Source organism: Embleya sp. NPDC050493, from assembly GCF_044458105.1.
GTDB lineage: Bacteria > Actinomycetota > Actinomycetes > Streptomycetales > Streptomycetaceae > Embleya.
Window position 1 is genome coordinate 174,475 of sequence record NZ_JBITHP010000011.1, and the last position, 13,603, is coordinate 188,077.

Annotated in this window: 9 protein-coding genes; all 9 read right to left on the reverse strand. The window is 70.9% G+C overall.

Features of this window, described 5'->3' with window-relative positions:
• Nucleotides 1-71 precede the first annotated feature (71 nt).
• Complete coding sequence (locus ACIBM5_RS22540) at nucleotides 72-1,298, reverse strand: arginine deiminase (protein ID WP_391581724.1); 1,227 nt, start codon at nucleotides 1,296-1,298, stop codon at nucleotides 72-74.
• 222 nt (nucleotides 1,299-1,520) lie between these two features.
• The gene (locus ACIBM5_RS22545; RefSeq protein ID WP_396008471.1) at nucleotides 1,521-2,954 is read right to left on the reverse strand and encodes an amino acid permease; all 1,434 of its coding nucleotides are present in this window, start codon (nucleotides 2,952-2,954) and stop codon (nucleotides 1,521-1,523) included.
• 273 nt (nucleotides 2,955-3,227) lie between these two features.
• Nucleotides 3,228-5,828: a polynucleotide kinase-phosphatase gene (locus tag ACIBM5_RS22550; protein WP_396008472.1), complete on the reverse strand. Its 2,601-nt coding sequence runs from the start codon at nucleotides 5,826-5,828 to the stop codon at nucleotides 3,228-3,230.
• Nucleotides 5,825-7,723 (reverse strand): 3' terminal RNA ribose 2'-O-methyltransferase Hen1, encoded by a 1,899-nt coding sequence (locus ACIBM5_RS22555; RefSeq protein WP_396008473.1) that lies wholly within the window; start codon nucleotides 7,721-7,723, stop codon nucleotides 5,825-5,827. The genes ACIBM5_RS22550 and ACIBM5_RS22555 overlap by 4 nt, the downstream gene beginning before the upstream one ends.
• A 254-nt stretch (nucleotides 7,724-7,977) precedes the next feature.
• Nucleotides 7,978-8,883, reverse strand: a complete 906-nt coding sequence (locus ACIBM5_RS22560; RefSeq protein WP_396008475.1) for a MerR family transcriptional regulator — start codon at nucleotides 8,881-8,883, stop codon at nucleotides 7,978-7,980.
• 106 nt (nucleotides 8,884-8,989) lie between these two features.
• Complete coding sequence (locus ACIBM5_RS22565) at nucleotides 8,990-9,376, reverse strand: hypothetical protein (RefSeq protein WP_355529452.1); 387 nt, start codon at nucleotides 9,374-9,376, stop codon at nucleotides 8,990-8,992.
• The gene (locus tag ACIBM5_RS22570; RefSeq protein ID WP_355529637.1) at nucleotides 9,354-10,070 is read right to left on the reverse strand and encodes a phosphate ABC transporter ATP-binding protein; all 717 of its coding nucleotides are present in this window, start codon (nucleotides 10,068-10,070) and stop codon (nucleotides 9,354-9,356) included. Before ACIBM5_RS22570 ends, ACIBM5_RS22565 begins: the two co-directional genes overlap by 23 nt.
• 181 nt (nucleotides 10,071-10,251) lie before the next feature.
• Nucleotides 10,252-11,214, reverse strand: a complete 963-nt coding sequence (locus ACIBM5_RS22575) for a sortase (protein WP_396008476.1) — start codon at nucleotides 11,212-11,214, stop codon at nucleotides 10,252-10,254.
• Entirely contained in the window at nucleotides 11,211-13,481 is a 2,271-nt protein-coding gene (locus tag ACIBM5_RS22580) for a hypothetical protein (RefSeq protein WP_396008477.1), read from the reverse strand. Before ACIBM5_RS22580 ends, ACIBM5_RS22575 begins: the two co-directional genes overlap by 4 nt.
• Between the last annotated feature and the right edge of the window lie 122 nt (nucleotides 13,482-13,603).

A 13,603-nucleotide genomic window follows, 5' to 3' on the forward strand; every position in this document is an offset into this window, starting at 1 on the left:
GCACGACGAATCACACAACGCATCGGTCGCTGACTCGGACGAGGGGTCGCCCGAATCGGCAAACCGCCAGGTTAGACGGCCTCGCGCTCCACCGGACAGCTCATGCAGCGCGGCCCGCCACGGCCGCGGCCGAGTTCGCTGCCGCGGATGGTGACCACCTCGATGCCGTTCTTGCGCAGGTAGGTGTTCGTGGTCACGTTGCGCTCGTAGGCGAACACCACGCCGGGCTCCACCGCCAGCACGTTGCAGCCGTCGTCCCACTGCTCGCGTTCGGCCGAGCGCACGTCCTGGGTCGCGGTCAGGACCCGGATGTCGGACAGATCCAGCGCGCCGGCGATCGCCTTGTGCATGTCGTGGGCCGGGTGGTCGGTGACCTTGAGCTCCTTCTCGTGCTCTCCCGGCTCGATCGTGTACGAGGGCAGCATGCCCATGCCCGCGTACTTGGTGAACGTCTCGCCGTCGAGCATCGTCATCACCGTGTCGAGGTGCATGAAGGCGCGCTTCTTCGGCATGTTCAGCGCGACCACCTTCGTCGCGGAACCGTGCTTGAACAGCGCGCGGGCCAGCGCCTCGACACCCTGCGGGGTGGTCCGCTCGCTCATCCCGACCAGGACGGCGCCGTTGCCGATGACCAGGACGTCGCCCCCCTCCATCGTCGCCGGAAAGCTGCTCTGGCCCGGGTTCCATACGTTGAAGTCGCCTTTGGCGAAGTTCGGGTGGTAGTTGTAGATCGCCTCGAAGTGCACGGTCTCGCGCCGGCGGGCGGGCATCATCATCGCGTTCACCGCGACGCCGTCGTAGACCCAGCACGAGGTGTCCCGGGTGAAGATGTGGTTGGGCAGCGGCTTGAGCACGAAGTCGTCCACGTCCATGGTGTGGAACGCGACGCTGTGCGGCTCCTGCATGTATTCGAGCACTTCGCGCTTGGTGATGCCGCCGACCAGGTAGCGGACCAGCTCATTGGCGTCGAAGCCCTCGAACAGGCCGCGCAGTTCGTCCACCGCCAACAGGCCGAACTCGCGCTCGTCGAAGACCCGGTCCAGGACCATCTTCTTGGCGGCCGGCTCGCCGGCGAGCGTCTCGCGCAGCAGATCGGTGAACAGGTGCACGCGAATGCCGCGATCACGCAGCGCGTCCGCGAAGCCGTCGTGCTCCTCGCGGGCCCGCTTGACCCACAACACGTCGTCGAACAGGAGCTCGTCCTTGTTCGTCGGGGTCAGCCGCTTCATCTCCAGATCCGGGCGGTGCAGGATCACCTGCTTGAGGCGACCGGTCTCCGACTCGACGTGGAACCCCATGGAATGGTCCTCCTGACCGTTGCGAACTGCGATGTGCTTTTCCGGCCATCGGGACCGGGTCTGGTTTCGGTGGTGGCATCGTCGGATCCGGTGCGGTGGTGCTTCTCGGCTCCCGTCCGGTTCCGGTTCCGCTTCCGCTGCCGTTTCCGTTCTTCTGCTTCCGTCTGCGGATGGTGTTTCCGGTGCCGCGGGGTACGAGGCGCGCCGCGAGCGCACGCCGGGCTACTCACGCATGTCCACGACGACGTCCTCCTCGGCCGCGACGTGGCCGGCCTCCTTCCCGCCGGGGCCGTATTCGCCGCGCGAGGCCTTGACCCAGATGTAGACCGGGATGCCGAGCAGCAGCATGATCAGGCTCTTGAGCACCGCGTCCGAGCCCGCGCCGTAGACCATCCACAGGGTGAACAGGAAGCCCACGCCGGCGATGGTGAGGTCCTTGCCGAGGGCCGCGCGGCTGACCGGGCGCTCGCGGGTGACCAGCCAGAACAACTGCGCCGACGCGGAGAACAGGTAGGGGATCACGGTGGTGACGGTGGCCAACAGCAGGATCGTCTCGAAGGCGTCCTCGGAAAACAGGTAGTTCACCGCGACCACGACCGAGGTCAAGGCCGTGGCGACCAGAATGCCGAAGGCGGGCACGCCCGCCCGATTGACCGCGGCGAACGGTCGCGGGAACATGCCGTCCTTGGCCGCCGCGTAGGGCATCTCCGCGCACAACATGGTCCAGCCGTTGAGCGCGCCGATGCCCGAGACGATTGCCATCGCGGCCATGATGCCGCCCCAGAGGCTGCCGCCGAACATGTTGTTCAGCGCGTCGGAGAACGGGGCGGAGGAGTCGACGAGTTCGGCGTGCGGGACGTTGCCCATCACCGCGATCGTGCTGAGCATGTACACCGCGGCGCAGGCGAGCGTGCCGTAGATCGAGGCCCTGCCGATGTTGCGTTCGGGGTCCTTGACCTTCTCGGCGGCCACCGATGCGGCCTCGATACCCGAGTAGGCGAACACCACCAGTGCCGCGGACACCTGTAGGGCGCCGAGGAAGCTCTTGCCGCTCGCGTTGAACTCGCCGAAGTTGCCGCTCTTGACGAAGAACAGGCCGACGATGGCCACGAACATCAGCGGAACGAACTTGAGCACGGTGGTCACGACCTGGAACAGGCCCATGTTCTTGACCCCGGACAGGTTGATCAGGGCCGGGATCCACAGGCCGACCAGGGCGATCGCGATCTTCCCCGGCTCGGAGTCCCAGTGCAGGAAGTAGTTCACGTAGCCGACCCAGGCCACCGCGATGCCGGCGTTGCCGGCCCAGGCGGTGATCCAGAACGACCACGCGTTCAGGAAGCCGGGGAATTCGCCGAAGGCCTGGCGGGCGTAGGCGTACGGGCCACCGGCCGCCGGGGTGCGTGCGCCCAACCTGCCGAAGATCGCCGCGATCGCCAGGGCGCCGACGGTGACCAGGCCGAAGGCGAGGATGCTGATCGTGCCGTACTTGGCGAGGGTGGCCGGCAAGAGGAAGATCCCGGTGCCCACGACGCCGCCGACCACGAGCGCGGTCGCCTGCGGGAGGCCGAGGGTGCCCCGCGAGACGTCGTCCGTCGCGGGTTCCGCCGCGAGTGACGCCGCCGGCGGGGCCTGGGGATCCACCGCGTGCCTCATCGCTGTTCCTCCGTGTGTCGAGGGGGCCCGGCACCGCGGATCGGCTCCGTTTTCCACCACATGGGGATCCTGCACCCGGGACCGGGCGCGAACCTCCGACACAGGTCACGACCTGCGACGACGCTCGGACCGATCGGCACAGGACCTTCGACCCGCTTCGATCGGCACACGGCACTGCAACGACATACCCGAAAGTTTCCGGCAATCACCCGCGCAAGGGCGGTATCCGCGCCGGCACGGATACCGCCCTTGCTGCGAACAGGTGACGCGGTCTCAGAGCCTGGGGTCCACCGGCTCCGATTCCAGTGCCAGGACGGCGAAAACCGCCTCGTGCACGCGCCACAGCGCCTCGCCGGCCGCCAGCCTGTCCAGCGCCTCGGCGCCCAGCGCATGCTCACGCAGCGCCATCGAGCGCTTGTGGCCCAGACCACGATTGCGCAGCCGCTCCAGGTTCACCGGTTCGGTGTAGTCGGCGCCGTAGATGATCCGCAGGTATTCCGGGCCCCGGCACTTGACCCCCGGTTGCACCCGACGGTTCGTCGCCCGTGCGGCTTCGCCCGCGAGCGGCTTGACCACCATGCCCTCGCCGCCGGCGGCGGTCAGCTCGGTCCACCACTCGACGCCGGCCGTGACCTGCTCGTCGTCGGTGACGTCCACGATCAGCCGGCCGGTCGGTGCGAGCAGCCCCGACGGGTCGGCCGCCACCAGTCGGTCGGCGAGCGCGAGATGCCATGCGTGGTCCCGGCCCAGGTAGGACCCGCCGCGCCCGGCGAGCACCTGGAACGGTGCGAAGCGCAGTCCCTCCAGGCCGTCGGTCTCCCAGCAGTACCGGCCGTACGCGTCGACGAAGGCGTGTGCGTTGGCCTCGCGGCCCCTGATGCGGTCGGCCAACTCGCCGACGTCGATCCCGCGTTCGAGTGCGCGCGCCAGCGCGGCGCCGGCGACCGGCAGCGCGGAGGTCGCAGCCGCACCCACCGAGGCGTACTGCTGCCGCAGCAGTTCCTGCGCTTTGGCCGACCACGGCATCAGCTCGGCGTCGAACAGCAACCAGTCGGTGTCCAGCTCAGCCCACAGTCCCGCGGCGTCGATCGCTCCGCGCAGCCGGTCCAGGAAGCCGTCGGTGGTGGCCCGGTCGGGGAAGAAGCCGCGCCCGGTGCGAGTCCACACCGCGCCTGCGCCCATCCCCTCGTCCACCCCGAACGCCTCGCGCGCGGCGGCCTCGTCCCGGCACACCAGGGCGACCGCCCGCGAGCCCATGTGCTTCTCCTCGCAGATCACCTTGGCGACCCCGTCCGCCCGGAACTGCGCGAACGCCTGCGCCGGATGTTCGAGCAGCCCCGGCAGCGTGCTGGTCGCGCACGGCGCCATCGTCGGCGGCAGGTAGACCAACCAGCGCGGGTCGATGGCGAACCGGCTCATCACCTCCAGCGCCGCCGCCGCGTTCTCCTGGCGTACCGTCACCATGCCCGCGCCGGCCGTCTCGACATGCCGGCGACCGACCCCGCCGGGGCTCAGGTCGAGCACGTCGCCCAGGTCGAGAGTGCGCCCGTCGCGACCACCCGGGGCCTGCGAGGCCATCGGTCGCATCGGCTCGTACCAGACCTGTTCGGCCCGCACCGCGACCAGTTCGCGCTCGGGCCAGCGCAGCGCGGTCAGGTCGCCGCCGAACACCGCGCCGGTGTCCAGGCAGATCGTGTTGTTCACCCACACGGCGCGCGGCGTGGGCGTGTGGCCGTAGACCACGGTCGCCTTGCCCCGGTACTCGTCGGCCCACGGGTAGCGCACCGGCAGGCCGTACTCGTCCGTCTCGCCGGTGGTGTCGCCGTACAGCGCGAAACTGCGCACTCGCCCGGACATCCGACCGTGGTACTTCTCCGGCAGCCCCGCGTGGCACACCACGAGCCTGCCCTCGTCGAGCAGGTAGTGGCTGACCAGGGACTCGCAGAAGTCGACCACCTCCCTGCGAAACTCCTCGCTTTCCGCTGCCAGTTGTTCGAGCGACTCGGCGAGTCCGTGGGTGGCCTTGACCTGTCGGCCCTTGAGCGCGCGCACCAGCTTGTTCTCGTGGTTGCCCGGTACGCACAGCGCGTGCCCCGCGCCGACCATGCCCATCACCAGGCGCAGCACGCCCGGGGTGTCCGGTCCGCGGTCGACCAGGTCGCCGACGAACACGGCGGTCCGGCCCTCGGGGTGTGCGGCGTCGACCGGCCGCCCCGCCTCGTCGCGGGTGATTCCGTAGCCGAGTTCGACCAGCAGCGATTCCAACTCGGCGCGGCAGCCGTGGATGTCGCCGATCACGTCGAACGGGCCGGTCAGGTGCCGCAGGTCGTTGTATCGGCGCTCGTGCACGATCTCGGCGCGTGCCACCTCGTCCACGCCGGAGAGTACGTGCACCTTGCGAAAGCCCTCGCGTTGCAGACCGCGCAACGATCGGCGCAGATCCCGGTGCTGACGCTGGATCACCTGCGGGGGCAGGTGCATCCGGTCCGGGCGCGCGGAGTTGCGCGCCTGGCAATCGGCCTCGGGGATGTCCAGCACGATCGCGACCGGAAACACGTCGTGGTCGCGGGCGACCTTGACCAGTTGCGCGCGGGCCTCGCGCTGCACGTTGGTCGCGTCCACCACGGTCAGCCGGCCGGATGCCAGGCGCATCCGGGCGACATGGTGGAGCAGTTCGAACGCGTCGCCGGAGGCGGACTGGTCGTTCTCGTCGTCGGCGACCAGTCCGCGGAAGTAGTCGGAGGACAGCACCTGGGTGGGCTTGAAGTGGGTGCGGGCGAAGGTCGACTTGCCCGCCCCGGTGGTGCCGATCAGGACCACCAGGCACAGGTCGGGCATGGTCAATGCACGGCGGGTGCTCGCGTCGTGGGTCATGCCGTTGCTCCGGTGCCTTCGTCGTCGGCGGTGGGGAGGGTTGCGGATGCGAATGTGTCGCGGGCGGGCGGGATGCCGGCGTCGTCGGTTTCGGTACGGGTGAACACGACCATCTGGGTCGAGGGGCCGACCTCGGGGTCGACCTCGCCGACCGGTTCGAATCGGGTCGCGTAGCCGTACTTGGCCGCCGCCTGTCCGGCCCACGCGCGGAACGTGGCGCGGTCCCACTCGAAGCGGTGGTCACCGTGCCGCATGGCGCCGGCCGCGAGGCCTTCGCCGCCCACTTCCTCGGGGGCGTAGCGGACGTTGTACTCGACGTTGGGGGTGGTGACCACGACGGTCGCCGGCCGGGCCGAGCCGAGGACGGCGTATTCGAGGGCGGGCAGGCGTGGTTCGTCCACGTGCTCGATCACTTCGCACAGCACGGCCGCGTCGTAGCCGACGAGCCGCTGGTCGGTGTAGGTCAGTGCCCCCTGGATCAGCCGCACCCGATCGCGCTGCCGCTCCGACATCCGCGCGAGCTTGAGCTTGCGCTCGGCGATGGTGAGCGCGCGGGTGGACACGTCGACGCCGACGATCTCGCGAAAACGCGGCTCCCGAAGCAGCGCCCCGATCAACTTGCCGTCGCCACAGCCCAGGTCGAGCACGCGCTCGGCCCCGGCCGCCCGCAGGGCCGCCAGGATCGCGTCCCGCCGCTGCCTGGCGAGCGTCGGCGGCCGCGCGTCCACACCCGCACCTGCGTCCGCACCCGCGATCGCCCCGTCGCCGGTCGCCGGCGCGGTCGCAAGGACCGCGGTCACAGGCTCAGCGCCGTCGACCGCGCTCGCAGCCGCGGGCGCAGGTCCCCCGGTCGCAGCCGCAGGTCCCCCGGTCGCCGGCGCACCCGCAGTCCCGCCAGTCGCAGGCGCGGGCGCGGACGACATACCTTCGGTCGCCACCGCTCCCACCGCACGCCTCGGCGCCGCACCCGCAGGCGCAGCCACACCCGCAGACGTCACCTCCGCACCTGCGTCCGCGCCCACCGGCGTCACGCCTGCGCCTGCGCCCGCACGTGCGCCCGCGACCGCACTCGCGTCCTCGTCCGTCTCCGCGTCCTCGCCGCCGTCGTCCGGTATCGCGTTGTCGAGGTGCTCCGGGGCGGTCTCGTCGATCTCGGCGAGGCGCTCCATCGCGCTGCGGGTGAGGGTGGGGCGACGCGAGAGGTAGCGGCTCGCGATCAGGTCGCGATCCGGGTGCGCGGACAGCCAGCCCTCGCCGGCGCGGAGCAGCTTGTCCACCTCGTCGGGCGCGACCCAGTAGTGCTTCGCGTTGTCCAGGACCGGGAGCAGTACGTACAGCTGCCGCAGCGCGTCCGCGAGCGGCATCGTGCCGGTCAACGCGAGCCGTACGTAGCGCGATTCACCCCACGCCGGGAAGCGCGGGTCCAGCGGAATCGGCTCGATCGTCACCTGCCATCCCAGTGGCTCGAACAGCCGCCGGACCATCTCCTCGCCACCGCGCGCGGGCAGCGCGGGCACCTCGATCTCCAACGGCATCGGCAGCGCGGGAAGTTCGGGGCGCGCGTCGCAGCGGCCCTGCATCGCGGTGCGAAAGACCGTGCCGAGCGCGACCGCGAGCAGCGACGACGCGGCGTAGGGCCGGTCGTTGACGTACTGCGCGAGCGCCAGGTCGGGCGAGCCCTTGGCACCCTTGCCCCGCTTGACCCCGCGCGTGAGCGCGATCGGGTCGACGTCGAGCAGGAGTGCCGCGGTGCAGCGCGCGTCGTCCGCCTCGGGGTAGAAGACGTGTGCCTCGCCGTAGGTCGTGGAGAACCGTTGCGCCTTCCCGGGGTGCTTGTGCAGCAGGAAGCCGAGGTCGGTGGCGGGCTGATGAGTGGTTGCGATGGTCAGGAACACCAGGCCGATTATGTGCCAGGCACACGGTCGCCGACGATCGCTTTTCACCGACGTGCGCCCGCCGACACGCCCGCCGACACGCCCGCAGACACGCCCTCCGACGCGTCCTCCGGTACGCCCGCCGATCCCTCCTCCGGCAAGCCCCCGATACTCCCATGGCGCACCCGCCGGCACGCCCTCCGACGGCGCGCTCGCCGGTGCGCCCACCCGCAAGCCCTCCGGCACGCCGGCCGGTGCACCCTTCGTTGGCGCCCTCACTCGTCGACGTCGACGGACAGTTCCACCACCGTGCGGGTCCCCGTCCCGCTCCCCGGGACCCCCTTTCCGCTCCCGGGGCTACCCTCGACCTCTCGCGGGCAGTGCTGCCGCAGGGTGCCCAGGTCGATCGACAAGTCCCGCTCAGCGGCGGCCCGCACGAGCGCAGCGAACGCCGGATGCACGGCCGTGCCGTCGTCGGGGTCGTCGTCGGTGACCACGTGTTCGGTGGTCAGTTCGCGGCCGGCCGGGCGCGTGCCGGCGATCGTCCGTCGGCCGGGAACGGACCAGCCCTCGGGTACCGGCGCGGCGAGCGGCACGCACAGCCCGACCTCGGCGCCGGCGTCGTCTGCGGGGCGCCCCAGGTCCAGCCAGAACGCTCCGGTGGGCGCGAAGCCATCCGCGTGCAGGCTCGCGTACACGTCGAGGAGGGCGGCCTCGATCGCGACGTCCGCGTCCACGGGGGTACCGTCCGGGTCCGCGATCACCGGGTCCGCGTCCGCAGGCAACACGACGTACTCGATCACGCCGACCCAGGCCCGAGACGGGCTCGTGCGCAGGTGCACGTCGTAGTCGAGACCTGCGCCCGCGAGCACCCGCTCCGCCGTCGCGAGGGCTCGGTCCTCGCGCGCCCGTTCGGTCACGACCGCCTCCCGCCGCGCGCGCAGCGCCTCGTGCGGGGAGCCGCCTTCACGCATCGCGGTGCGGATGGCCGCGAGCGGTACGCCGGCGGTGCGCAGCGCGCGGACCAGGCCCGCCTGTTCGAGTTGGCCGACCGTGTAGCGGCGGTAGCGCGTGTGCGGATCCACGTCCGCGGGCACCAGCACGCCCTGTTCGTCGTACCAGCGCAGCGCCTTGACGGTCAGGCCGGTGGCGCGTGCGAAGTCTCCGATGCCGAGGAACATCCTCATCACCTCCGACCGACCACGGTGCCCCCTCCCGTGACGGGAGAGTCCACTGCGGGGGCGCGCCGCCACGATCGTCGCGATCGCGGCGGGCGCGCGGCCCGGGTCACCAGTCGTCGGGCTCGGTGACGGTCAGCAGGCGGACGAATCTCTCGTAGGACACCTGGCAGCTCTCCAGGCGCTCGTAGGTGCGGGCCGACAACGCGACGGGCGCGCTGGGTTCGAGAGCCACGCTCCAGAACCAGCCCGGCGCGCCCGTGGCCCGTCCGATGACGGGCACGAGGTCGACCACCCGGCGACGCAGCCGGTCCAGCTCGATACGGCAGGCCCCCGCCGTGACATGGCCCCGAGCGGACCGCGCGAGCACGCGGCCGTTCGGGGCGATGAGCCGCCACCGCACGTGCTGTTCGGCGTCCAGGTGGACGTCGTAGCGCGCGTGCCGTTCCGGCGTGCCGTCCGGGGCCCGCGACTCATCCGAAGCGACCGGCGACATAGTCGGCCGTCCGAGGGTCGCGGGGTGCGCCGAAGATCGCGGTGGTGGGTCCGGCCTCGACGATGTGGCCGGGGGTGTTCTCCGCCGCGAGGAAGAACGCACAGTGGTCGGATACGCGTTGGGCCTGCTGCATGTTGTGGGTGACGATGACGATGGTGATGTCGTCGCGCAGTTCGCCGATGGTGTCCTCGATCCGCCGCGTGGAGGTGGGGTCGAGCGCCGAGCACGGCTCGTCCATGAGCAGCACGTCCGGGTCGACCGCCAGTGAGCGGGCGATGCAGAGACGTTGCTGCTGGCCTCCGGAGAGCGCGCCACCGGGTTGCCTGAGCCTGTTTCTCACCTCCATCCACAAGCCGGCCCGCACCAGCGAGGACTCCACGACGGCGTCCTTGTCGGCGTTGCGCACGCCGGTCAGCTTCAGGCCGGCGACCACGTTGTCGTAGATGGACATCGCCGGGAACGGGTTGGGCTTTTGGAAGACCATCCCCACCCGTCGCCGGGTCTCGATCGGGCGGCGGGTGGAGTCGTAGATGTCCTCGCCGTCGAGCAGGACCCGGCCGGCGAGTTGCGCGCTGGGCACGAGTTCGTGCATCCGGTTGAGGATGCGCAGGAAGGTGGACTTGCCGCAGCCGGACGGTCCGATCAGGGCCGTGACGGAGTTGGCCGCCATCACGAGGTCGACGCGTTCGAGCACTTTGTGGGTGCCGAACCAGGCGCTGACGGCCTCCGCGGTGAGCGTCGAGCCACGCCCGCCGACGGATTGAGCCGGTAAGGGCTGGGTCTGGGCTGCGGGGGCGAGAGTCGTCGCACCGCTGTCCGGGCTGGTCACGTGCGGAGCCTCCGGGGTGTGGAGTGGGACGGGAGGAGAACCGGCGTCAGAGCGTCGCCGGGAGTACGCGAGCGGCGGATTCGTACAGTGCCCACACGACGGCGAGCACGACCGGGGTGCCGAGCAGGAGCGTGACTCGGCGATCGGGATGGCGGCGCAGCGCCCAGACCAGGACGACGAGCACGAGCGTGAACGCCTGTGCCCACAGCAGCAGCCGCACGCCGGCGTCCGCGTAGCCGCCGGTGCCCTTCTCGTCCGCGCGTAGACCTTGCGGACGGCGACCCTCCTGGGCCTTGGGGGCGCCCTGCAGTTCGGCGACGACGACGGTGCGTCCGCCGGGGCGGATCCACGAGTCGGCGGTGATCAGTACGAGCCGGTTCTCCCGGCCGGGCGCGAGCACGTCGTCCTTGCCGTTGGCGACGTGCCGGCGCTCGATCACCTTGTAGGTGAACTCGCCCTGTTGGGTGGTGGCTTCGATGCGTTGGCCGACGCGCAGCTCGGCGAGGTCCCGGAACGGGCCGCCGAAGGTATGCGAGCGGCCCATGATCACGCTGTGCCCGCCCTGGCCGGGCAGGCCGCTGGTGCGCAGGTGTCCGGGTCCCTTGGCGAGCGAGTCCGCGGTGGTGCCCTCGACCACGACCTGGCGCACGCCGATCGCGGGGATGCGCAGCATCGCGACCGGGTTGCCCTTGTCGATGTTGCCGCCGAGCGGGCCGATGTCGCGGTAGAGCTCGTCGGAGAGCCGGTCGGCCAGGATGCTCTGGTCGCGGGCCTGTTGGATGTCGGAGACGACGTACAGGTAGCCGACGAAGCCCGCGATGAGCAGGGCGAGCAGGGCGACCGAGGCGCCGGCGATCGTGTACGGGTCCGCGCGCCCCGTGCGGGGCTTGCCCGCGGTCGCCGGCGGTTGCCCGCCGGCGCCTGCGGGCGCGCTCGCGGGCGCCTGTTCGGTCGCGGGTGCGGGCGCCGGCACGGTCGCGGGCACCTTGGCGACGGTGTCGGCGGTCATGCGGCGGCCCCCTGGCGATTGATCAGGCGCAGGACGGCGGCCACCGGTGGTGGCCATCCGCCGGTGCGGCGCTTGTGTCCGAGCGAGAGCAGTACCGGGCACGCGATCAGCGCGGCGCCGCTGACGCACATCAGCACCAGCAGTACGACCGCGGACGGGTCGCCGTCGAGTGCGTCCTTGATCAGGTTGGCGACCGGGGGGAACGGGCCCTTGTCGGCGGGCGGGGCGGCTGCGCCGACGGGGGCGGTGGAGGGCGAGGCCGAGGGCGCCGCGGTCGGGGCGCCGGTGGGGTCGGCCGGGCTCGGGGTATTCGGGCCGCTGTTGTTCCCGGTGCCGGTCCCCGCCGAACCGGCGGCGTTGTTGCCCTGGTCGACCGGTGCGGTGGTGGGCGGTGGTGTCTCGCCGGTCCACTTGGGCGCGTCGGCGATCTTCTTGCGGGCGTCGGTGATCTGCCGCTTCTGCGCGTCGCCAAGTGGGACGTAGCCGGGCGGGAGTGCACCGGGCTGGAAGGTGCCGGTCTGCACCTGACCGGCGGTTGCCGCGTAGGCGAGGAAGGCGTCGATCTTGCCTGCCTTGGCGGCGGTGAGCTTGTCGGTGGAGACCATCGCCACGTTGGTGATGGTGAGCGGATAGGCGTTGGCCACGGTGCTGCGGTAGTCGTTGGTGAGCGTGACCCCGTCCGGCCCGGGTTTGGCGGCGGCGAGGCCGGAGCGGACGGTCGCGGGGTCGGTCGGGTCGACGAAGTTGCCCGCCGCGTTGCGGAGTTTGGCCACCGGAGTGCCCATGCGGGCGGCCGCCTCGACCGAGGTGATCGCCATGACGTTGTGGTAGCCGTACTTGTCCTGGCCGATGTCCTTGGGGCCGGTCTCGGTCATGGTGCGGTTGGTCGGGATCGAGTTGCCGAGCCGGTTGACGATGTCCTCGTACACGGTCTGCGGCACGTTCGTGTTGGTGAGCATCTCCAGCCGGTTGGTGTACACCGCCAGCGGGTAGTTCGCCTTGCCGATCCGCCAGTCCGGCGGGCACACGACGCCGTTGGCGTCGGGTGTGCCGGAGAGCCAGGTAACGGTCTCCGGATCGGACGCGAGCCACGACGTCAGGGCCCAGATCGTGTCGTCCTGGACGCCGCGCAGGATCGGCGTGCGCAGGTCCAGGGGCCAGTTGCGGGCCTCGTTGATGGCCTTGAATTCGGGGTCGTTGGCCAGATACACGATCGCGTTCGGCCCGTGCGGCGCGGCCTGGTAGGCGCCGGTGATCAGCTTCGCGATCAGTCGAGGGGTGAGGTTCATCGACGTGATCGGTAGCCGCGTTCGGGTGTCGTCGATGTTGAACGAGAAGGCCAACGCGCCGTTGGTCAAGGGCGCGTACACGGTCTTGGCCTTGTCCCGGATGCCCGCCAGCGCCACCGGTCTGGCCTGATCCAGCGCGCCGCCGATGGGCTGCTGGGTGACCCCGATGTCGACTCCGTCGCTGAGGAAGACCTCACGACCGCTGGGTCCGGAGCCGGCGCTCACCGTCATGTTCACGGTGTTCGTTCGGGCGGTGCACAGCCCGAACACCCAGGAGGCGCCCGCCTGGGTGAACTCGCCGGCACCGTTGACCGACAGGTCCGGGTGCTCCATGCCGGGGCAGACGTCGGGCGCGGGTACGAACGACAGTGGCGTCACCGCGGCCTGTCCGGCGGCGAACGCCAGATCCATGTCGGTGTCCAAAGGCCCGAAGCCTTCGCCCAGAAGAATGTTCGCCTTCGGCCGGAACGCGGAGACGGTGCTTCCGTCGGCGGGCATCACGAACGCCACGACCGAGCACAGTTGCCGGTCGGTGCAGCCCAGTTCGGTCAACCGCAGGGCCGGCCGCACCTGGAGCCACACCTGCCCGGACCCGTCTGCGGCGGTGGGCAGTCCGGTCTGTTTGGTGGCCGCTCCCGGCGAGGACCCGTCGGGCTGACCGATCTCCTCACCGTTGCGCGTCCAGCGCGGAGCCCAGCAGTCCCGGGGCTTGGGCGCGGTGCCCTTGCACTGCATCACGACCACGGCGTTGGTGTCGGCGGCCAGGGTGAATCCGGTCCACTTGACCAGGATTCGCTGGTTCACCAGGTTCGTGCTCTGCGACACGGTCACGGTCGGGCGGCCCGGTTCGGCCGCGGCGGCCGAACCGGCGGCGACCACGCTCAGCCATCCCGAGAGCAGCGCGACGCACAACGCGAGGACGCCGGCGACGGTCAGCGCCCGGCCTTGCGAAGTGGTGGATCGTTCGATGCCGCTCACGGCAACTCCACTTCTCTCACTCGCATTCGGGTTCGTCTCCCGGCGCGGACGACCCGCGCCGATCCTCGCGCGGCGCGGCGGTGCCGGGGGAGCCGAAACCGGCACGATGTTCGAAAGTTCGT

Coding starts and splice junctions, on each gene's coding strand:
- ACIBM5_RS22540 (WP_391581724.1), bottom strand. CDS start 1,298: ATGGGGTTCCACGTCGAGTCGGAGACCGGTCGCCTCAAGCAGGTGATC.
- ACIBM5_RS22545 (WP_396008471.1), bottom strand. CDS start 2,954: ATGAGGCACGCGGTGGATCCCCAGGCCCCGCCGGCGGCGTCACTCGCG.
- ACIBM5_RS22550 (WP_396008472.1), bottom strand. CDS start 5,828: ATGACCCACGACGCGAGCACCCGCCGTGCATTGACCATGCCCGACCTG.
- ACIBM5_RS22560 (WP_396008475.1), bottom strand. CDS start 8,883: ATGTTCCTCGGCATCGGAGACTTCGCACGCGCCACCGGCCTGACCGTC.
- ACIBM5_RS22565 (WP_355529452.1), bottom strand. CDS start 9,376: ATGTCGCCGGTCGCTTCGGATGAGTCGCGGGCCCCGGACGGCACGCCG.
- ACIBM5_RS22575 (WP_396008476.1), bottom strand. CDS start 11,214: ATGACCGCCGACACCGTCGCCAAGGTGCCCGCGACCGTGCCGGCGCCC.